Here is a 19300-nt window from a genome sequence, read left to right on the forward strand (position 1 = left end):
TCACTGCTCCTTCGCTCTCGTGATGACAGTTCCGGTCCGGCCGGCCAGCAGGTCGGAGACCGGCGCGCTGCCGATGACGACCTCGGCCACGCCCTGCTCCAGGGCCTCGCCGGCGGCCCGCAGCTTCTTGCGCATCCCGCCGGTGGCGCCCTTGTCGCGGAAGGCCGCGGCCGCGTCGGCATCGATCCGGGAGACCGGCTGGTCGTCGATCAGCAGGTGCTCGACGTCGGTGACCAGGACGAGGTTGGTGGCCCCGATGGCACCCGCGATGGCGGCGGCCGCGCGGTCGGCATCGGTGTTGACCTCTTGGCCTTCGTCGTTCCTGGCCAGGGGAGTCACCAGGTAGACGTGGCCGGGCCGAAGGTTCTTGAGCACGGTCGGTTCGACCTTGGTGATCGGACCGACCAGGTTCTCCAGCTCCACCAGTTGCTTGCCCTGCCACCACCAGCGCTCGCCAGGTCCGGCGTACACGAGACCGTCGCTGCCGAGCTTCCGCTCGAGCGTGATGCCGCGGTACTCGAGCCGGGTGGCGACGTCGTCGGCCATCACCGTGCTGACCGTCTTGATGTCCTCGATCACCTCGGTGGTGGTCCAGCGGCTCTGGTTTCCGTACCGATCCCGCAGGATCGCGGACGGGTCGCTGTAGCGCGAGCTGAGCTGCTTGAGCGGCTTCGACCAGCCATGCACCAGTACGACGGGGTGCTCGGCCGCGTGCACGGCCAGGTCGTTCCACCAGTCGCCGGCGAGATCGTCGAGAACGCTCCCGCCGAGCTTGATGACAGTCGGAATCTCGTTCATGCGGGCATCACCGGCTGCATGGTCAGGCCCGACTCCTCGGGCAGTTCGAACCGCAGGTTGGCGGCCTGGATCGCTTGGCCGGCCGCGCCCTTGACCAGGTTGTCGAGGGCCGCGAGAGCGACGATCCGCTGGGCCTCTTCGTCGTACAGGACGGTCACGTCGCAGTAGTTGGAACCCAGCACGGCTTGGGGATCCGGGACCGGGATCAGCGTTTCGTTGTGCCGCCGGACCCGGACGAACTGCTTGCCCTTGTAGAAGCGGGTGTACGCCCGGTGCAGGTCGCGCTGGTTCACCTCGTCGTCGGTGAAGACGTAGCTGCTCGTCATCAGGCCGCGGACGTGCGAGACGCCGTACGCCGACATCGACAGCGAACCGATGGTTCCGGGCTTGGCGCGCTCGAAGAAGTCCCGGACCTCACCGGCATGGCGGTGACCGGTGGGGGAGTACGGGGCGATCGCGCCGTTGCGGAGTGGGTGCAGGTCTGTCTTGCGCATCGACAGACCACCACCGCTGGAACCGCTCTTGCCGTCGATCACGACCGTCTTCAGGTCCAGGCCCAGTTCGAGTGTGAGCGGGGCGAGGGCCAGGGTGATGGACGTGGCGTAGCACCCGGGCAGCGAGATCAGGCTCGCTTGTGGGAGCTGGTCGGCGATGAGCTCGGGAACGCCGTACACGAAACGGTCGGCGAGCTCGGTGCTGCGGTTGACCTTCGGGTACCAGCGATCGTGGAGCTCCGGGGTACGGATCCGGAAGGCGCCGCTGAGGTCGATGATCGTGGGGCCCTTGTCGGCCAGCAGTTGGGCGAGTTCAGCTGACACCGGCGCGGGAGTAGCGAGGAACAGTACGTCGACCTTCTCGGCGACGTCCTCCGTCACGGCCTCGACGGTGAGGCCGAGATCCATCCGGAGGCCGGGGTGCAGCTCGGCCGGGCGGCGGCCGAGGTTGGACGAGCCGCCCAGAAACGTGAGCTCCAGCTCGGGATGCTGGACGATCAGGCGGATCAGGTCGCCGCCGGCCAGCCCGGAGGCGCCGACGATTCCGGCCCGGATCATGCGCCGTGTCATGAGAGGGCCTCCTCGAGATAGTTGCCGATGGCTACGGCTACGTTGACCCCGGTCGCGGTGGCCACGCCCCGGAAGCCCGGTGCGTGGTTGACCTCGTTGACCACGTAGCCCTTCGGCGTACGGAAGAGATCGACGCCGTAGATGCCGGGGCCGAGGACGTCCAGGACGCCGCTGACGATCTTGGCGACGTACGGGTCGTCCGACGCGGCGTGACTGGTGTTGCCGAGGGCCGCGTTGTTGCGCCAGTCCTCGCCACCGGTGCTGAACTCGGCGACGCCGACCAGCTCGGTACCGACGACCAGGCAGCGCACCGAGGCACCGCCGGCCAGGAACGGTTCGACCAGGCAGGCCTGCTCGAACGCGTGGCCGAGGTCCTCGACGTAGTCGTAGACGGAGTTGGCGAGATCGGAGTCGCGAATCAACGTGACCCGCTTACCCATTCCGCCGTACACGGGCTTGAGGACCACGGGCAGCTCGAACGCGGTGAGCGCCTTGGCGAAGTCTGAGCGGGAGAACACCATCCGGAACTCCGGGACCGGGATCCCGGCTGCCCGCAGCGCGGTTCGCAGGACCGCCTTGTTCTCACACAGGTTGATGGCGTGCGCCGAGTTGATCACCCGGGTGCCGGACTCCTCGGCCAGAGTGGCGATCAGGCCGCCCCGGGTATAGCTGCGGCTGCGCAGCAGGACGGCGTCGAAGCCGGCCAGCGCCGAGGTGTCCGGATTGCCCAGGCAGAGCGACTCGTCGTTGATCCACTCGACGGCCAGGCCCAGCTCAGGCCCGGCCTGGATCAGCTGCCGCTCCTCCCAGGCGATCCGGTCCGCGACGATCGCGATGGACCTGGTCGGCATCTCACTGACCCCAGTCGCGCAACTGCACCTCGACCATCGACAGCCGCAGCTGGCCGTCGTCGATGCCCTCGACGCGCAGCGTCAGCATGCACTCGGGGCAGGAGAAGGTCTCGCCGGTGACGAGGGCCGGAACGGTCAGGTCGGTCTCACACTCGGGGCAGACGCCGGAAACGGTGGCGGTGGACATGTGGTGAACTCCAAGGGAATGAGTAGGAAGATTCAGGCGTACTGGAAATCGACGGCGGCCTTGCGGATGCCGTCGCGGTCGAGCAGGTTCCGGCCGGTCTCTTCCTGCCGGTTGATCAGCCACCGGGTGAATTCGTCGACATTCACCGTGAGGCCGGAATCGTTGAGCGCCCATTTCACCAGTGCGGGGGTGAGACGGGTCCGGACGAGCAATTCGCGGGAATTGCCGACCAATTCCGCCGGAAGCGTTTCGTAGGCCTCCGGGTTCGTCAGCTGGCCCGGCAGTTCATAGGCGAAGGCGTGCGGTGACGTCGGCCCGGACTGGAACGCCGTACCGAGGCCGGCGCCGTGCAGTGCGACCCGGGACAGTTCGGTCAGGTGCGACAGGTCGAAGCGGTGGTCGCCGTGCACGATGCGCAGTGCCATCAGCAGCTCGGCCAGGGGTGCGTTGCCGCCGCGCTCGCCGATCCCGCCGACGGTCGCCGAGATCCACCGGGCGCCGGCGCGGACCGCGGCGAGCGAGTTCGCCACGGCCATCCCCAGCATGTTGTGGGAGTGGATCTCGATCTCCGCGCCGTCGATCTCGGTGAGGCTCGCGATCTGGTCCTGCATCTGCCACGGCGACAGGTAGGCGACGGTCTCGGCCACCCGGAACCGGTCGGCGCCGACCGCGAATCCCGCGGTCACGTAGGGAACCAGGCGCTCCTTCGGCGTCCGGGCGCCGTCCTCACCGCTGAACGTGACGTGGAAACCACGGTCCTTGGCTTGCGTGATGGCGGATTTCGCGAGCGCCTCGAGGAAGCGCGGGCTGGGCGATCCGAGCTTGAGCTTGGCGTGCTGCTCCGAGGTCGGGATCGAGTACATGATGTGGTGGACGCCGAGTCGCTGCGCCTCGTCCAGCGCGGTCGCGACCTGCTGGCGGTCGCGGACCACCACGAGCGACATGCTGCGCTCCGGGCCGATCGCCGCGTGGGTGGCCTCGATCAGGTCCGCGTCCTTGCTGTTCGGGCCCGAGATCATGCCGACCTCGACGAGCTCGATCCCGGTCTTCACCAGGAGGTCGGCGATGACGGCGGCGTCCTGCGGCCCGAATTCGACGCCGGCCATGTGCGCGGAATCCCGCAAGGTGGCGTCGGACAAGCGGGGCCGGATTTCCTGCCCGTCGTCGGAATTGACTGCTGGCTCCATTGCGTTTGTGCTCCCTCGGTCCTTCGGCTGCTGATGGGCGGTGGTCGCGGGGCAGCCTCGGCTGTGGAGAGCGGGGCGGCTTCGCGAGCTGTTCACCACCTTGCGGGCGCCGGGCCAGGTGCGGCAAGGAGGTCCGTGTCAAGGATTGTGGAGCGTTGTGAGCCTGCGCGAGAGCACGTGTCGAAATTTGCCGAGCGGTGGTTTTCTGTGATGCTTCCGGGGCTGCCGGGGAATCCCGGTTACGGTTTTTCGAAATCCATTGTGAAGGGAAAGGGATGCATTGTGTTTCCGAAATTCCCTGGGACCGGTGGTGGTGACGCCGCGGTGCTGATCGAGCAGGTGCGGCAGCTGGCCGGCCATCTCGCGCGCCCGACCGTCGCTGCCCGCGACCGGCACCGCGAATGGGACGAGACCTTGTTCAAGGCCCTGACGGTTCCGGGCACCTTCGGCGGCGGGATGACCGCCGTACAGACGAGTGCGTTGCTGGCAGCGTTGGGGGAGGGCTCGCAGGATCCTGGGCTCGCTCTTGCTGTTGCTACGCACGCGGTTCTGGTGACTGTGCCGCTGCGGGTGTTCGGGACGGCTGCGCAGCGCGAGCGTTATCTGCCGCCGATCGCTGCCGGTGAGTGGATCGGTGGGTTGTCGTTGCTTGGGGGTGCGGTGAAGGTCCGGGCGGCGGCTGATAAGTGGCTGCTCTCCGGTTCGGTGGATTTGGTTGCCTTAGGCCCTAAAGCGCATCACTTCCTGGTGATCGCCGAGCACAGCACCGGGTCCCGGACCGCCTTCCTGGTTGACGCTGACACGCCGGGTCTGCGGGTCGACGAGACGACTCCGGCAGCGCTGCGCACTTGCCCGTGGGGGCGCGTCGTTCTGGAGGACTGCCAGGTGCCGGCTTCCGCCGTACTGGGTGGGGTGGGTTCTGCGGCGACGGAGGTTGAGCCGCTGCTCGCCGTACTGGATTGGGTTTTCGTCAGCGCTGCGTGGTTGGGGGTTCTCCGCGCTCTGGAGAGCGACGCACTGGAGGCAGTTCGCACTCGGGAGGTTTTCGATGCTCCGCTTGGGCATTCGCAGTCGGCTCGGTTCACGCTGGCTGATCTGGCCATTCAGAACGAACTCGTCGGCGGGCTGCTCGCTCAGGTCGCTGCCAGTCTCGACGAGCCGACCGCCAGGGTTTACGAGGACGCCGCCGCTGCCCGGCTCTTCACCACAAGCGCCGTACGGGCCGTCACTGAAGCAGCTGCCGACCTCGTCGGTCCCGCCGCTCCTGACGAAGGGCAATTGGTCGACCGCGCCCACCGCGACGCCCGCTTCTTCGTCTCCAGCGGCGCCGAGCATCTGCGCCCCACCATCGCCGCCGCCCTCCTCAACCTCGGCTGACCGTGAGGACCTCATGACCACCACATCCTTCGCGGGCATCGCTGCCCGCGCCGCCCAGGTCGACGCCACCGGCTCGATCCCCGTCGAGAACTGGCAGGAACTCGTTGCCAGCGGCTACTTCGGCGTCTTCCACCCGGCTTCGCTCGGTGGTAGCGACGGAGATGCCGCCGCGCAGCTTGCTGCCATGGAGTCGCTCGCTCGTGCCTGCTCCGGGACTTATTGGACTGCTACGGTCTCGGCTCTGTTGTGCGGCAATCTGCTGCGCACGTACGGCAACGAGAAGCACCACGACCTGGTTCGGTCGCTCGTCACCGGTGAACGCCTTGCTGCGTTCGCGATCGTCGAGACCGCGGCCGGGAGTGACGCGTCCACCTATCAGACCCTGGTACGCCGTACGGGCGACGGGTTCAACATCAGCGGCGAGAAGTCCCGCATCACCAACGCACCCCGCGCCGACATCGCCGTCACCCTCGCCCGCCGTGAACGCCTTGAGGGCGACGACGGTCCCGAATGGTGCCTGGCCTTCGTCGAGCTCGACCAACCCGGCGTCCGTCGCTACGACATCCCCCACATGGGCCTGCGCGGCATGCCCTGGGGCGGCATCGTCTACACCGACGCCCACATCGACGAGGCCAACGTCATCCCCGTCCCCTTCACCGAACTCGCCGAAGGCATGACCTGGGGCTGGCTCCTCGTCTCCGTCGCCGCCATCGCCACCGCCGAATCAGCCCTGGCCGCCTCGGTCCAGCACGCACGGGAACGCGTCTCCTTCGGTCGCCCCCTGGGCCACATGGAAGGCGTCCAAGCCCAGCTGGCCGAATCCCGCGCCCAACTCGACGCCGCCCGCGTCCTGGCCCTCCGAGCCGCCACTGAACGCGTCGCCGGCCACTCCGCCAAAGAGCTGATCGGCATGCTCAAGGTCTACGCCACCGAGACGGCGGTCGAGATCACCCAACGCGCCGTCCAGATCCACGGCGCCACCGGCGTCACCATCGGCCACGAAGTAGAACGCCACTACCGAGACGCCCAGATGAACGTAGTAGGCGCCTTCGCCACCAACCGCCTCCGCGAACAACTAGCCGAGAACCTCACCCAAACCCCCGCCACCTACCGCCCCACCCTCTGATCCAGCAGACCGGCCGAGGTCCCGCCCCACCCCCGGCCGGTCTGCTTCCCCAGCCCCGACCAGCCCCTCGCAACGTCCGAAGGACCGGAGGCGGGCCCTCCGATCGTTCGGACGTTAGTCTCGCGCTCGTCGTAACGTCCGAAGGACCGGAGACGGGCTCTCCGATCGTTCGGACGTTAGGTTGGCGATGGGTTACTGGCCGTTCCAGGTGGCTAGGACTCGGAGTTTGGTCCAGGGGATGTGGCTGAGGGCGGCGGTGGAGCCGTCGAGGCCTACTTTGTTGAGGATGCCGCCGGAGCGCATGCCGTTGCCGGGCGTTTGCCAGGGGGCGCGGTTGGGGTCGGTGAGGTCGTCGCCGGCGATGCCGATGCCGCTGATGGGGCCGGGGCCGCCGCTGTCGAGGACGTAGCCGCCGTAAGTTTGCAGGGCGACGCAGATCATCTTCTCGCCGGCTGAGGCTCCGGACAGGCCGGCGCAGTTGACGGACGGGTCGAGTTGGAGGCGGGCTCCCATCGGGACGCAGGAGGCGCCGCCGGTGCTGCCATCGGACTTGCCGGCCGGCTTGCGGAAGTTGCCGCAGGTCGTGCGGGAGGTGAAGGCGAGCGCGTGCTCGATCTTTCCGGTCGCGATCTCGCTGTTCAGGATGAAGCCGGCACCGGCCTGAACTTCGGCGCCGTTACCGACACCGGCCGTCTTCGACTCGGTACCGCCTCCACCGGCGGCCGGCCAGGTGCCACCGCACTCGCCGTTCCAGCTGCCGCCGCTCTTGCTGGCGCCCCAGATCGACTTCACGGTCTTGTCGTCCTTGTTGTAGACGACGACCCACGCATCGCCGTCGCCGGGAAGCTCACGGGTGGCGTAGTCAGGAATGTGGATGCCGTCGCCGACCGAGCAACCCCAGTCCTGGTTGAACTCCGGGTGGTAGAGCGGGTCGGAGTTGCTCGCGGTGTACAGGGTGATCTGCCACTCGGGACCGTTCAGGCGCGGGGTGTTGCTGCCCATGCTGTTCACGATCGCGGCCGAGTTCGAGTCCAGCCGCGGGTTCGCGCCGATCGCCGTACGGAAGTAGTTCACCGAGCCGTCGGTCGCGGTGTAGAGGTCGGACGGGCCGGGCTGCCGCGGGTCCCAATCACCAGGCGGGTCCGTCGGCGGGTCGGTCGGGCCACCGTCGCCGGCACCTTCGTAGGCGCCGATGTCGTACCCATTGCCCTGCGGCCGTACGACGCCGTCGCGGTCCCCGGCCGGGGCGCCGGTCGCGCTGCCGGCGTCGATCGCGGCCGAGCCTTCGCGCAGGTGGTAGTCACCGTTGCCCGGGTCAACGAACCCCGGGTCGCTGGTCAGGTTGTGGTCGGACGTGAACGGTCCGCCGATCCCGGTCGCGTTGCCGGCGAAGATCGTGTTCCGGACGACGTTCCCGGACCCACTCACCTCCGACGCACCGACGATTCCCGGCTTGGGGTTGTTCGCGATCGTGTTGTTGATGATCGAGATGCCCGAGATCGTGCCGCTGCTCTCCTTCCAGAACGAGATGCCGCCACCGGCGTTCCGGTAGGAGACGTTGTTCAGGATCTTGATGTTCTGCGCCTTCTTGGACGACGACAGGGTCTCGACGGCGACCGCGATCCCGGCCTTCGTCGACTCCTTGGCGCCGTACGACGTGTTGCCGTTCACCTCGACACCGGAGGACGAGTCGACGTAGATGTTCGGCCCGCGGTTGTCGTTCACGACGTTGTTCCGGATCACCCCGGCGGCGTTGTCGCTGTACTTGACGTCGATGCCCTCTTCGCCGTTGTCGTGCACGTGGCTGTTCCGGACCTCGAACCGGGTGCTGTACCCGATCGACAGCGCCTCGTTGTCCGCGCTGGTGCCCTTGTCGTTGTTGTTGTGGATGTCGCACCCGTCGACGACCAGGTCGGCGCTGTTCAGCAGCACCAGACCACCGTTGGAAGACGACGACACCTCGCACTTGGTGAACGTGATGTGGTTGGCCTGGTTGCCGTAGACGCCGTGCGTCGGCGACTTCGTCACCACGATCCCGTCGAACCTCAACCACGACTTCCCGTCGAGGTTGAGCAGACCATTCCCGGACTTCAGCGTCTTGTTGCCGTCCAGTACGACGCGGGCTCCGGGAGCGGCCTGGTAGACGATCTCCTGCCCGGACGCGCCACTCTTCGGCTTCAGCGCCTCCTGGTATGTACCGGCCGAGATCAGGATCGTGTCGCCGGGCTGCGACGCGTCGGCCGCCGCCTGGATCGTGCTGTACTGCGCTCCCGACTTCCCGACCGTCAACGTCCGGCCGGCGGCGTCCGCCGGTCCGGCCAGAGTGGGCGGGAGGCCAAGAACCATCAGGCCGGCGATTGCCACGCCGGCCACCTGTCGTCTCTTCATCGGATTCCTTCGCGGTTCGGGGGGCGTTAGCCGCAGGGACGGCCACCGTGCCGCACCCGACCGGGCTCCTCAGAACCTTGGCCGCTTCCTGTCATGACGTTTCCTATATGATGTACGATCAACTGTGCTTGACGTGACGGAGTTCGGGGCGGACCGATCGGGGATCGCCGACAGTACGGCGGCCGTGGCCGCGGTGATCGAGGCCGCGGGCAACATTCCGGGTCCCCGGCGATTGGTCTTCCCGAAGGGCACTTATCGGTTCTATCCAGACCGGGCCGTCCCGCACGAGCTATACCTCTCGAACACGATCGGCGCCGATCCGGCCTTCCGGGACAAGCGATTCGCCCTGTACGTCGAGGGCATCGACGACCTCACCATCGACGGTCAAGGCTCGCGTTTCGAGCTGCATGGCCAACTCGGACTTTTCGCCGTCATCGGATCCAGCCGAGTGACCCTCACGAACTTCGAGTTCGACCACGTGGCCCCGCGCATCGTCGATCTGACGGTCATCGAGACCGGCCCGGGCTACCGCATCGTGACCGTCCCCGCCGGCAGCCCGTACGTCGTCGAGGGTGGCCAACTCTCGTTCATGACGGACCCCAGCCCGTACGACGGTACGCCGTACTGGCGGCACTCGACCGACGAGCTCGGAGCCGGGCAGCAGGTGTTCGACCCCGTGGCGGGCCTGGCGAGCCGCCGGCCGGCGTGGTTGTTCGACAACCTCGTGTCGGTGACCGATCTGGGTGAACGGCGGTTGCGGATCGACTACCGCGACGAGACGACGCCGGACGGACTCGGAATGGTCTATTCGTTGCGCGAGGTCACGCGCGACACCGCGGCCGGATTCATCTGGCAGTCGAAGAGTGTCGCGGTCACCAATCTGAAGGCGCGCTACCTGCACGGGTTCGGCATCCTCGGCCAGTTCAGCGAGGACATTGTGGTCGAGGGCAACGAGTTCGCCGCCGACCGGTCGACCGGCCGGATCGCGGCGGCGTTCGCCGACTTCGTGCAGATGTCCGGTGTGAAGGGGACGGTCACGATCGTCGGGAACACCTTCGACGGTGCGCACGACGACGCGATCAACATCCACGGCACCTATCTGCCGGTCACCGCGGTTGACGGCCGCACGCTGCACCTGCGCTACGCGCACAACGAGACCGCGGGCTTCCCGCAGTTCCACGTCGGCGACGAGTTCGAGATCGTCAACCGGGCCAGTCTCCGCGCGGTCGGCCAAGCGGTTGTGACCGCCGTGGACGGGCCGACCGGCCGGGACTCACGCTCGCTGACGACCATGAGCATCACCAGCGACAGCGACGTTCCTGCGGAGGTGGTCAAGGATCCGGATGCGTTCGCGGTCGAGAACATCACCTACACCCCGGCGGTCCGGATCGCCGGCAACACGTTCCGCAACATCCCGACCCGCGGCATTCTGCTCACCACCCGCGGCCGATCGGTCATCGAGGACAACGTCTTCGACGATCTGGACATGGCGTCGATCTTCATCTCGGGTGATGCGTCGAGCTGGTTCGAATCCGGTCCGGTGCACGACCTGACCATCCGCCGCAACACCTTCCGCCGCCCGTCCCCGAACCATCCCGTCATCCTGATCCACCCCGAGAACACCGTCATCGACGTACCGGTCCACGACACGATCCGGATCGAGGACAACACCTACGAAGGCGGAGTCCTCGTCGAAGCCAAGGGAGTCCGGAACCTTGTCGTCGGCAACAACCTAATGCTCTGAACAGAAGCAGCCGACGCCTCGCTCGATCCACTCGGGCAGCCGCCAATCCGGGTGCCGCTCAATCATGAGGGCACGCACCTCCGCCGCGATGGTCTCCTCCGGTACGGCGGAATCCCGCCGTACCCAGGTCTCGTCGCGCAGCTCGATCAGGTAGTCGCGGACGTCGACGAGCAGCCGTGTGTCGCCGACGGAACCGTGGCCGGGGACAACGATCTTCGGTGCGGACGCGACCAGCTCCTGCATGACCTCGATCCACCGGATGCCGGAGACATCGGTCTCGTGCGGCGGGAACCACGGGAAGATCGCGAACTGGCCGGTCTCGACGAGGTCGCCGGTGAAGACCGCAGAGACGTCGGGGACCACGATGAGCTGGTCGCCGTTGCTGTGCGCGCGGCCGGTCGGCCGCAGCTGCACCACCCGGCCGCCGAGGTCGAGTTCGCGCACACCGTCGTAGGTCTCCGATGGCGTCGGTCGCTCAACACCGTCGAGCGCCTGGGCCACCGGCGGAGCGATCGCGGTGAACATCGCGATGGTCCCATCCCATTTCGAGGCCAGATCGGTCGCCTGAGCGGAGTCCACCAGGTACGTCGCCGCACCGGCGAAGGCGGCCGCTCCGAAAGCATGCTCCGGGTGGAAGTGAGTCGTGGTCAGGTACAGCTGCCGGCCGGCGGCGTACTCGGTGGCGAACTTCAGCACCTGCTCGCCGTTGTGCAGTCCGAGCCCGGTGTCGACGACGAGCACAGCCTCAGAGCCGCCGATCACGCCGATGTTCGGGACGAGGTCGACGTCCTGGTTGGGGATCACGACGAGGTCCCGCGCCACTTCGTGGGCGGCGGAGACGTCGACGATCGGATCGGGGAAGGGGTAGTCATCCATATGTCCATCGTCGGACGGCCAAGCTGTCGCGGTCCAAGACTTGTTCTGCGCACCCGATACCCGCTGGGTATCATCGCTGGTCATGGACCTGCGAACGCTGCGCTACTTCGTGGCGGTCGCCGAGGAGCTGCACTTCGGCCGCGCCGCGATCCGCCTGCACATGAGCCAGCCGCCGCTCAGTCGCGCGATCCGTCTCCTTGAGGCTGACCTCGGTACGACGCTCCTGAACCGCTCCGCAGCCGGTGTCTCGCTCACGCCGGCCGGCGCCACGCTCCTCATCGAGGCGCGCAACCTTCTGGAGCAGTCCGAACAGGTCCGCGCCCGCGTCACCGCGTCGGCGAGCCTGACCGTCGGAATCCTCGCCGACAGCACCGATCCGGGCATCGTCCGGCTCGCCGACAGCTACCGCCGCCAGCACCCACACGTCACCATTCACATCCGTGAAGCCGACCTCACCGACCCAACCTGCGGCCTCCGGTCAGGTCTGGTCGACGTCGCCATCACCCGCGCCCCTTTCGACCGCACCGGCCTCCAGGTCCACGAACTCCGCGAGGACCCGCTGGGCGCCGTACTGCGTGCTGACGATCCGCTGGCGGCTCGGGACCGTCTAACGCTGGCCGACCTGGACGACCATCCTTGGTTCCAGTTCCCGCCCGGTACCGATCCGCTCTGGCAGTCCTTCTGGAACGGCGGTCAACCCCGCGAGGGACCGATCGTCCGAGCCGTCCAAGAATGCATCCAGGCCGTCCTCTGGAACGGCACCGTCGGCCTGGCCCCGCTAGGTCATCACCTGTCCGACGAACTGGTCGTCGTACCGGTCACCGACCTGCCACCCAGCCGCGTGGTAGCTGCTTGGTCGGACGACAACCCATTGATCCGCACCTTCGTCGAGCTCGCGGCCACGGCGTACAGCAGTACGGCGCCCGCCCCGGAGTGAACCGGGGAGGGCGCCGCGAAGGGCTGGATCAGCTGAACAGACCGAGCAGGCCGTGACCCCAGTGGCCGCCGTGGCCGCTGCAGCGCGAGCTGATCTCGACGTAGAGGCCGATGACGATGTTCAGACCGGAGTGGTACATGTGCTTCTCCTTCGAGGAAATGAATCGCCCTCGGGTCCGGATGGCGGGTCAGGACTCGAACGATGAAGCGGCGACGGCAGCAATTGTTGCTCCCAGCCACTAATTCGGCACGGGCCGGACACTGGATGGGTGCGACCTTCGAACCATCCGGATCGGCGTCGGCTCCGAACGCAGGACATGACGACGAGATCGGTACGACTGGCCGGCCTGCTCGGCGGAGCTGTGGCGGCGGGCGCCGCACTGGCGATCGGCTATCTGGTCGCCGCGATCACCGGCGGCCCGTGGCCGGTGGACGCGGTCGGCGCCAGGGTCATCGACATCACGCCTGGTGCGGCGAAGGACTGGGCGGTGCGCGAGCTGGGGACCAGCGACAAGACGATCCTGCGGATCGGGATCTGCGCGGTGCTGGTCGTGATCGCGGCGATCGCAGGCGGGATGGCCAGCCGGGGCGGTCGACGGCGACAGCGGATCGCCGTCGGAGTTGCGGCAGGGCTGGGCCTGGTCGGGTTCGCGTTCTCGGTCATCTATCGGTCTGCCGCCTCCGGAATTGCGGAGCGGCTGCTGCCGGCCTTCGTCACGCTGCTCGTCGCCGTCCTGGCGATGTATCTGGTGGCGCGAGCGTTCGAGTCCAAGAAGCTGCTCGAGTCGCCGACGCCGCGGGAGAAGGAGCAGCCGGAGGGGTTCGACCGGCGCCGGTTCCTTGTCGCGGTCTCCGCGCTGGCGGTCGCTGGTGCGGCCGGCTGGTCGGCGACGAAGGTGCTCCCGGTCCGCGCGGGTGCCGCGCTCCGGGAAAAGTTCCGGGTCCCGGTCCCCAGTGACCCCGCGGCCGCCGTACCGGCTGGTGTGCAGGTCGACGTACCGGGAATCAGCAAGTTCGTCACCCCGAATCCGAAGTTCTACCGTGTCGACACTCTGCTCGAGGTGCCGCGGATCGACCCCGACAAGTGGGAGCTGCGGATCCACGGCATGGTCGACAAGGAGCTGCGTCTTTCCCTTGCTGACCTGGTGGACCGCCGCCTGATCGAGCGCGACATCACCCTGACCTGCGTCTCGAACGAGGTCGGCGGCCCGTACGTCGGTAATGCCCGCTGGATCGGCGTCCCGATCGCCGACCTGTTGTCCGAGGCCGGTGTCCGGACCGGCGCCGACGCGGTGAAGTCGACCAGCGTCGACGGACTCACCATCGGTACGCCGTTGGCCGCGCTGACCGATGGACGCGATGCGATGTTCGCGGTCGCGATGAACGGTGAACCGCTGCCGTTCGAGCACGGCTTCCCGGTCCGCATGGTCGTCCCGGGCCTGTACGGCTACGTGTCGGCCACCAAGTGGATCGTGGATTTCGAGGTCACCCGGTTCCAGGACTTCAAGGCGTATTGGACCGATCGCGGCTGGTCCGTCGAGGCGCCGATCAAGACCGCCTCGCGGATCGAGGTCCCGAAGGGCTTCGCCACCTTGAAGGCCGGCCCGGTCGTCGCGGCCGGGGTCGCCTGGGCGCAGCGTCGCGGCATCCGCAAGGTGGAGGTTCGCGTCGATGACGGCGAATGGCAGCCCGCCAAGCTCGCTGCCGAGAACACCATCGACACCTGGCGGCAATGGACCTTCCGCTGGAACGCGACGCCCGGCATGCACCGCCTGACCGTGCGCGCCACCGACGGTGCCGGCGAACTGCAGACCTCCGACCTGGCTGCGCCGCGCCCGAACGGCTCCTCCGGTCTGCATGACGTCGTCTTCAGCGTGGACGCCTAACAGGCCCGAAGCTGTCGCAGGGCATGGTGAGCGCGAGACTTCACCGTTCCCACCGGTACGCCGAGGGCCGTGGCAACCTCTGGACCGACAAGACCCTGGAGATGGAGCAGTGCCATCACCTCGCGGTGGGCGGGGGAGAGCCCGCGCAGGAGTTTGATCACGAGCCGCCGGTCGGCGATCTGGTCAGCGTGATCGGGTTCGAGGGTCGGGCGGTCCCAGTCCACGACGGTGAGGCCGGTCGGGGCGACCCGGCTGTGCCGGCGCCGGTGGTCGATGACCAGGTTGCGCGCGACGCGGAACATCCACATCCGGACCGGTCGTCGCCAGTAGTCGATCCGGTCGGCCGACTGCCAGGCCCGCAGGAGCGTCTCCTGGACGACATCCTCGACCGTATGACTGTCCTGCCCGATCAGACTCGCGACGTAGCGGCGCAGACTCTCCTGCTCCGCCAGGCAGTGCTCGATCACCGCCGTTCGATGCGCTGCTGTGCTCACTCCACCCCAGATGCCTCAGGCGTTGGAGAAGGTTGAGCTGAGGGGGCACACCGTTGCCGGTGCGCCCCCTGATTCGAGCTGTTCTCAGTGCTTGAAGGCGTCCTTGACCTTCTCGCCCGCGCCCTTGAGGTCGGCCGACGTCTGGTCGACCTGGCCCTCGGCCTCGAGCTTGTCGTCACCGGTCACCTTGCCGACGGCCTCCTTGGCCTTACCGGCCAGGTCCTCGGCTGCGTTCTTGGCCTTGTCCGCGAAGCTCATCGTCGTCCCTTTCGAAGGTCGGTTGTCATCGGGAAGACAAGCCGAAGCGAGCAGACGTCACGGTCGATCCGCTGTGGTGAAGCTCACCGCTCGAGCACGACCTTCCGGTGGATCCGGCCGGCCTCCAGGTCGGCGTGTGCCTCGGCGACCTTCGCCATCGGGTAGACGACCGAATCCCGCAGCCGGAGCTTGCCTGCCGCGAGCAACTCCAGCACGATGCCGACGCCGTCCGGCGCGCTGTCCGGACCTGGGGTACTGAGGAGGACGCCGTTCGGTTCGGCGTTCTTCGCGTCGGCCAGTGTCAGGACTCGGCGCGGTCCACCAGCCAGCTCGACCGCCTCGGCGAGTCCACCGAGCCCGGCCGCGTCCACCACGGCGTCCACGCTCGGGGTGATCGCGCGAACGTTGGCGGCCAGGCCCTCGCCGTACCGGACGGGGATGCCGCCGAGGTCGCGCAGGAGCCGGTCGTCGTTGGCACCGTTCGCGCTGATCACCTTCAAGCCGGCGGCGAGGGCCAGCTGGGTGAGGATGACGCCGACCGCGCCGCCTCCGCCGAGGATGAGGAGGGTCTCGCCGGACTGGAGCTTGAGCTGCCTTTGGACCCGTACGGCGGCCTCGGCTGAGGCGGGTAGGGCGGCCGCGTCGATCCAGCTGACCTCATCCGGTTTCGGCGACCACTGATCGGTGACGACGTACTCGCCGTACCCGCCGAGCGTCGGCAGCCAGGCGGCCACCCCTTGGCCGACCTCGGCTGTCGTGACGTCGGGGCCGACCGCGTCCACGACGCCGGCCACCTCGTACCCGATCACGGCGGGAAGCGGTACGAACGGCAGTTCGCCGCGGCGGATCTTGAGATCGGTCGGGTTGAGCCCGGCCGCCCGCACCCGGATCCGGATCTGCCCGGGCCCCGGCTCCGGCCGCTTGACCTCGGACTGCACCAGGACCTCGGGCGCCCCGAAACGGGGCAGAACAATCGCTGAAGACATCAGAAACTCCCGACACGCGGCATTACATGACATGTCACGTAACAGGAGTGCGGAAGAATCCATTCCCGTGGCGGATCTCTGGCTGACCCCGGACCAGCAGCGAGCGTGGCTGGCGTTCATGCGCGTGCAGCTCCGGATGAACTACGAGATCAACCGCCAGCTCCAGACCGACAGCGGTCTGTCGTCCACCGACTACGACGTACTGACGGCTCTGTCCACCGACCCGGACGGTCGCCGTACCATCTCGTCGCTCGCGAACCTGATCGGCTGGGAGCGCTCGCGCGTCTCGCACCACATCCGCCGGATGGAACGCCGCAACCTGCTCACCCATGCGCCGTCCCCGAAGGACCGCCGGGCCACCGAGGTCACGCTCACCGCCGAGGGGTGGGAGACGCTTCGCGCCGCCGCGCCCGCCCACGTGGCGCAGGTCCGGGCGCTGTTCTTCGAGGGCCTCCCGGCGGAGTTGTTGACTCCGCTCAGCGAGGCCCTCGAGAACGTCTACGCCCACATCCTCGCGAACGGGACGCTGCCGCCTCCCGACTAGCCGGCGTGGGCGGCCAGTGCGGTCGGGTCGCTGAGGGGCTGGCTCTGCATGCCCACGGTCCAGAGGCGGTTGCCGACGGCCTCGACGCCGGTCAGCGTGCCGCTCTTCGCGGCCGGGCTGCTGGTTTCGACGAAGGCACCGTTCTTCAGGCTGAGGACGAGCGGGTGCGCGATGATCGTGCTGTCGGACTCTTCGAACTTCTCACCGACCGCCACCGGCTGGCCCTTGTACAGCGCGATGTCGTAGAGCTGCGACGCATTCGCCGGGGTGGGGAGTTTGCTCCACACCTTGCCGTCGTAGTGCAGCACCAGCGGTCGCTCGCCCTTCGAGGTGTGCGCGACGCCAGAGGCCCAGATGTTCTTCGGTCCGGACGCCACCATGTCGGTGGGGATCTGCGAACCATCAGCCGGTACCTCGTCAACGAGCTTCCACGTCTTGCCGTCGAAGTGCGCCATCCCGCCGTTCAGTCCGAGCCACGCGTTGGTCGCCGAGAGCACGGTCAAGGTGTTGCCGTTGATGGAGTCCTCCAGGCCGGAGGCGAGCTGCTCCCACGCGCCCTTCACGTAGCGGTAGACGACGGCGTGTTCGCTCCCGTTCACGTTCGCCCAGCCCGACGCCCACGGCGTCCCGTCCGGCCCGATCGCGACATCGCTGAAGGATCCGGCCGGCGTCTTCGGAGCCGGTACGACCTTCCACGCCGTACCGTTCCAGCGCATCGCGAACGGCTTGGTCTGCTCCGGTACGGCGCGGTCATCGCCGACCGCCCAGACCTCCTTGGCGCTGACCACGGCGACCGCGTTGAGCGTCGCGTTCGTCCGCACCGGCTGCGGGGTCTCGATCCAGCGCGTGCCGTTCCAGCGGAACGCCAGCGGCCGGGTGTCGCTGAAGGAGTCGATCAGATCGGTGCCGACTGCCCAGGTCTCGCCGTCCTTCGCGTCGATGGCGTCCAGTGTCGACGGCTGCGACTTGGTCGGCGTTGTGGTCCAGGTCAGCGCGGCCTGTGCGGTCAGCGCCGGTGTCATCAGGACACCGGCCAGGGCGAAGGTCAGTGCGGTCTTGCGAAGGATCATCGGTTCAGGTTCTTTCCGTAGTTGGCGGCCGGGAAGACCCAGCTCTTGCTGTAGGCCATCTCCACGAGCTGGTCGAGGGACAGCGGTGGTTCGGGGCGCGACGGTGTCGCGTCCTTGTCCAGGCTGAGCGTGTTCGTGCTGGTCAGGCTGAGGCTGCGGCGGTCCGGGTACTCCAGGACGACGGAGTTGTAGACGATCGCGCCGTCCTTCATCTGGTACGTCCGGAGGAAGCTGCCGTCCGGCTGGACCTTGCAGTGCTGGGTCTTCGGCACGTCGCTGCAGTTGGGGTTGTACTTGACCGTGCTGATGCCGCTCAGCTCCAGCCAGGACTTCCCGTTCCCGTCATCGACGAGCAGACCGGCACCGATGAAGTCGTCACCCCAGGTCGTCCCGCCCGAGGTCTCGAGGTTGCCCGGAACCAGCCCGCGCAGCGTCGTCAGCGTCTCGGCAGGCGTGGCCGGACGCGGTGGCAGAGGCTTCGCGGACACCTCAGCAGTCGGCTTCGTGGTGGCGGCCGTCGGTATCGGCGCGTTGAAACCGGCCACCGGAGGCTCGGCTCGCGGCCCGACCTTCGCCTGTACGACGGCAATCCCGCCGACCGTCATCGCGACCGCTGCCGCCCCGGCCGCGACGCTCAGCACGCGACGCCGACGCCGCAGTACGACGCCGCGCCGCATCCCGCGCTCGACCAGATCGGGATACTCAGGCTCGAGCGTCTCGGTCGCGCGCCGCATCAGGTGCGGTAGCTGGTTGTCGGATGTGTCCATGGGGTCGTTCTCCTGACTCGTCACTGTGCTCACCGAGCGATGAAGGTGTCGTCGCCGAGGACCGCGCGGACCCGGACGAGCGCCCGAGCCGTCCGGTTCTTGATCGCCCCGGCGCTCTTCCCGAGATCGGCCGCGACCTGTTCGACGCTGCGATCTTCGAAGAACCGCAGCACGAGCACCGCCCGATCCAACGCCGGCAACCCCGCCAGCGCCTGCACGAGCAACAGCCGCAGCTCGTGATCCTCACCATCAACCGACCGATCCGGTACGACGTCCGTCGGCTGCTCGTGCCAGCTCCGCCGCCGTCGTTGCGAGATGAACGTGCGAGTCAGCACCGTCTGCGCATAAGCCGCCGGCTTCTCCACCCGCCGAACCCGCCCCCACACCCGGAACAACTTCCCGAGCGTCTCCTGTACCAAGTCGTCCGCCTGGTGCGAATCCGCCGTCAGCAACCACGCAGTCCGATACAGCTGATGCGTGTTCGCCCGCGCGAACGCCTCGAAGTCGACCTCAGTGGAGCTCATCGCCGTCACACCCTTACCAACGCCCTGAGCCACCCATCAGGTCACACCCAAGGGTCAGCCCGCGCCCGGCGTTCCCTCGCTAACGTCCGAACGACTGCAGCACGTGGTCGGCGTGTTTTCGGACGTTAGCCGGGCTAACCGCGGGATGCTCCTATAGATCGTCAAGTGTGGTGAGGGTGTAGTAGATCTCGCGGGCGATGAGGCGTTTGAGGCAGCGGATGATGTCTTTCTTGGAGA

The 19300-nt window shown here is 67.7% G+C and carries 19 protein-coding genes; 6 read left to right on the forward strand and 13 right to left on the reverse strand.

Annotation, left to right across the window (positions count from 1 at the left end):
• The 5 genes from ACIA49_RS41320 to ACIA49_RS41340 are packed head-to-tail and all read right to left on the reverse strand — an operon-like array spanning position 1 to position 4087.
• Positions 1-798 (reverse strand): hypothetical protein, encoded by a 798-nt coding sequence (locus ACIA49_RS41320; protein WP_396383837.1) that lies wholly within the window; start codon positions 796-798, stop codon positions 1-3.
• On the reverse strand, positions 795-1862 hold the full coding sequence (gene argC, locus ACIA49_RS41325; protein ID WP_396383838.1) for an N-acetyl-gamma-glutamyl-phosphate reductase: 1068 nt from the start codon (positions 1860-1862) through the stop codon (positions 795-797). The genes ACIA49_RS41320 and argC overlap by 4 nt, the downstream gene beginning before the upstream one ends.
• Positions 1859-2713 (reverse strand): RimK family alpha-L-glutamate ligase, encoded by an 855-nt coding sequence (locus tag ACIA49_RS41330; protein ID WP_396383839.1) that lies wholly within the window; start codon positions 2711-2713, stop codon positions 1859-1861. The genes argC and ACIA49_RS41330 overlap by 4 nt, the downstream gene beginning before the upstream one ends.
• Position 2714: 1 nt before the next feature.
• A complete protein-coding gene (locus tag ACIA49_RS41335) occupies positions 2715-2900 on the reverse strand; it encodes a hypothetical protein (protein ID WP_391549023.1) in 186 nt (61 codons plus the stop codon).
• Between the two features lie 32 nt (positions 2901-2932).
• Positions 2933-4087 (reverse strand): hypothetical protein, encoded by a 1155-nt coding sequence (locus ACIA49_RS41340; protein ID WP_396383840.1) that lies wholly within the window; start codon positions 4085-4087, stop codon positions 2933-2935.
• 282 nt (positions 4088-4369) lie between these two features.
• On the opposite strand from ACIA49_RS41340, the gene ACIA49_RS41345 reads away from it, so the two are divergent.
• Together ACIA49_RS41345 and ACIA49_RS41350 are read left to right on the forward strand one after the other, a co-directional pair.
• Positions 4370-5464 carry an acyl-CoA dehydrogenase family protein gene (locus ACIA49_RS41345; protein ID WP_396383841.1) on the forward strand — a complete coding sequence of 365 codons (1095 nt, stop codon included), beginning with the start codon at positions 4370-4372 and terminating at the stop codon, positions 5462-5464.
• A 13-nt stretch (positions 5465-5477) separates the two neighbouring features.
• Positions 5478-6590 carry an acyl-CoA dehydrogenase family protein gene (locus tag ACIA49_RS41350; protein ID WP_396383842.1) on the forward strand — a complete coding sequence of 371 codons (1113 nt, stop codon included), beginning with the start codon at positions 5478-5480 and terminating at the stop codon, positions 6588-6590.
• Between the two features lie 192 nt (positions 6591-6782).
• Here ACIA49_RS41350 and ACIA49_RS41355 read toward each other — a convergent pair whose 3' ends face one another.
• Positions 6783-8978 (reverse strand): right-handed parallel beta-helix repeat-containing protein, encoded by a 2196-nt coding sequence (locus ACIA49_RS41355; RefSeq protein ID WP_396383843.1) that lies wholly within the window; start codon positions 8976-8978, stop codon positions 6783-6785.
• Between the two features lie 133 nt (positions 8979-9111).
• Here ACIA49_RS41355 and ACIA49_RS41360 point away from each other — a divergent pair, with 133 nt between their 5' ends.
• Positions 9112-10722, forward strand: a complete 1611-nt coding sequence (locus ACIA49_RS41360) for a right-handed parallel beta-helix repeat-containing protein (protein ID WP_396383844.1) — start codon at positions 9112-9114, stop codon at positions 10720-10722.
• Here the strand turns inward: ACIA49_RS41360 and ACIA49_RS41365 are convergent.
• Positions 10711-11598: an MBL fold metallo-hydrolase gene (locus ACIA49_RS41365; RefSeq protein WP_396383845.1), complete on the reverse strand. Its 888-nt coding sequence runs from the start codon at positions 11596-11598 to the stop codon at positions 10711-10713. The genes ACIA49_RS41360 and ACIA49_RS41365 overlap by 12 nt on opposite strands.
• Before the next feature lie 82 nt (positions 11599-11680).
• Here ACIA49_RS41365 and ACIA49_RS41370 point away from each other — a divergent pair, with 82 nt between their 5' ends.
• Positions 11681-12535 (forward strand): LysR family transcriptional regulator, encoded by an 855-nt coding sequence (locus ACIA49_RS41370; protein ID WP_396383846.1) that lies wholly within the window; start codon positions 11681-11683, stop codon positions 12533-12535.
• Positions 12536-12851: 316 nt separating this feature from the next.
• Positions 12852-14420, forward strand: coding sequence for a molybdopterin-dependent oxidoreductase (locus ACIA49_RS41375; RefSeq protein WP_396383847.1), 1569 nt, complete (start codon positions 12852-12854; stop codon positions 14418-14420).
• On the opposite strand, the gene ACIA49_RS41380 is transcribed toward ACIA49_RS41375, so the two are convergent.
• From ACIA49_RS41380 to ACIA49_RS41390, 3 genes are all read right to left on the reverse strand, one after another.
• Positions 14417-14914: a sigma-70 family RNA polymerase sigma factor gene (locus tag ACIA49_RS41380; RefSeq protein WP_396383848.1), complete on the reverse strand. Its 498-nt coding sequence runs from the start codon at positions 14912-14914 to the stop codon at positions 14417-14419. The two genes, ACIA49_RS41375 and ACIA49_RS41380, sit on opposite strands and share 4 nt — an antisense overlap.
• 84 nt (positions 14915-14998) lie before the next feature.
• On the reverse strand, positions 14999-15172 hold the full coding sequence (locus ACIA49_RS41385) for a CsbD family protein (protein ID WP_396383849.1): 174 nt from the start codon (positions 15170-15172) through the stop codon (positions 14999-15001).
• Positions 15173-15255: 83 nt separating this feature from the next.
• Positions 15256-16158: an NADP-dependent oxidoreductase gene (locus ACIA49_RS41390; RefSeq protein WP_396383850.1), complete on the reverse strand. Its 903-nt coding sequence runs from the start codon at positions 16156-16158 to the stop codon at positions 15256-15258.
• A 67-nt stretch (positions 16159-16225) separates the two neighbouring features.
• Between ACIA49_RS41390 and ACIA49_RS41395 the strand changes: the two genes are divergently transcribed.
• A complete protein-coding gene (locus ACIA49_RS41395) occupies positions 16226-16702 on the forward strand; it encodes a MarR family winged helix-turn-helix transcriptional regulator (RefSeq protein WP_396383851.1) in 477 nt (158 codons plus the stop codon).
• Here ACIA49_RS41395 and ACIA49_RS41400 read toward each other — a convergent pair.
• Genes ACIA49_RS41400 through ACIA49_RS41410 form a run of 3 tightly spaced genes read right to left on the reverse strand, consistent with a single transcriptional unit; the run spans position 16699 to position 19063 of the window.
• Complete coding sequence (locus tag ACIA49_RS41400; protein ID WP_396383852.1) at positions 16699-17772, reverse strand: hypothetical protein; 1074 nt, start codon at positions 17770-17772, stop codon at positions 16699-16701. The two genes, ACIA49_RS41395 and ACIA49_RS41400, sit on opposite strands and share 4 nt — an antisense overlap.
• Positions 17769-18539 (reverse strand): hypothetical protein, encoded by a 771-nt coding sequence (locus ACIA49_RS41405; protein WP_396383853.1) that lies wholly within the window; start codon positions 18537-18539, stop codon positions 17769-17771. The genes ACIA49_RS41400 and ACIA49_RS41405 overlap by 4 nt, the downstream gene beginning before the upstream one ends.
• A gap of 29 nt (positions 18540-18568) precedes the next feature.
• Positions 18569-19063, reverse strand: coding sequence for a SigE family RNA polymerase sigma factor (locus tag ACIA49_RS41410; protein WP_396383854.1), 495 nt, complete (start codon positions 19061-19063; stop codon positions 18569-18571).
• Between the last annotated feature and the right edge of the window lie 237 nt (positions 19064-19300).

It is taken from the genome of Kribbella sp. NPDC051587, from assembly GCF_044453945.1.
Taxonomy (GTDB): Bacteria; Actinomycetota; Actinomycetes; order Propionibacteriales; family Kribbellaceae; genus Kribbella.

What these genes read in the sequence shown, in the direction of transcription:
- ACIA49_RS41355 (WP_396383843.1), bottom strand. Translation starts at nt 8,978, where the DNA reads ATGAAGAGACGACAGGTGGCCGGCGTGGCAATCGCCGGCCTGATGGTT.
- ACIA49_RS41335 (WP_391549023.1), bottom strand. Translation starts at nt 2,900, where the DNA reads ATGTCCACCGCCACCGTTTCCGGCGTCTGCCCCGAGTGTGAGACCGAC.
- ACIA49_RS41350 (WP_396383842.1), top strand. Translation starts at nt 5,478, where the DNA reads ATGACCACCACATCCTTCGCGGGCATCGCTGCCCGCGCCGCCCAGGTC.
- ACIA49_RS41365 (WP_396383845.1), bottom strand. Translation starts at nt 11,598, where the DNA reads ATGGATGACTACCCCTTCCCCGATCCGATCGTCGACGTCTCCGCCGCC.
- ACIA49_RS41410 (WP_396383854.1), bottom strand. Translation starts at nt 19,063, where the DNA reads ATGAGCTCCACTGAGGTCGACTTCGAGGCGTTCGCGCGGGCGAACACG.
- ACIA49_RS41330 (WP_396383839.1), bottom strand. Translation starts at nt 2,713, where the DNA reads ATGCCGACCAGGTCCATCGCGATCGTCGCGGACCGGATCGCCTGGGAG.
- ACIA49_RS41390 (WP_396383850.1), bottom strand. Translation starts at nt 16,158, where the DNA reads ATGTCTTCAGCGATTGTTCTGCCCCGTTTCGGGGCGCCCGAGGTCCTG.
- ACIA49_RS41400 (WP_396383852.1), bottom strand. Translation starts at nt 17,772, where the DNA reads ATGATCCTTCGCAAGACCGCACTGACCTTCGCCCTGGCCGGTGTCCTG.
- ACIA49_RS41375 (WP_396383847.1), top strand. Translation starts at nt 12,852, where the DNA reads ATGACGACGAGATCGGTACGACTGGCCGGCCTGCTCGGCGGAGCTGTG.
- ACIA49_RS41405 (WP_396383853.1), bottom strand. Translation starts at nt 18,539, where the DNA reads ATGGACACATCCGACAACCAGCTACCGCACCTGATGCGGCGCGCGACC.
- ACIA49_RS41320 (WP_396383837.1), bottom strand. Translation starts at nt 798, where the DNA reads ATGAACGAGATTCCGACTGTCATCAAGCTCGGCGGGAGCGTTCTCGAC.
- argC (WP_396383838.1), bottom strand. Translation starts at nt 1,862, where the DNA reads ATGACACGGCGCATGATCCGGGCCGGAATCGTCGGCGCCTCCGGGCTG.
- ACIA49_RS41385 (WP_396383849.1), bottom strand. Translation starts at nt 15,172, where the DNA reads ATGAGCTTCGCGGACAAGGCCAAGAACGCAGCCGAGGACCTGGCCGGT.
- ACIA49_RS41370 (WP_396383846.1), top strand. Translation starts at nt 11,681, where the DNA reads ATGGACCTGCGAACGCTGCGCTACTTCGTGGCGGTCGCCGAGGAGCTG.
- ACIA49_RS41340 (WP_396383840.1), bottom strand. Translation starts at nt 4,087, where the DNA reads ATGGAGCCAGCAGTCAATTCCGACGACGGGCAGGAAATCCGGCCCCGC.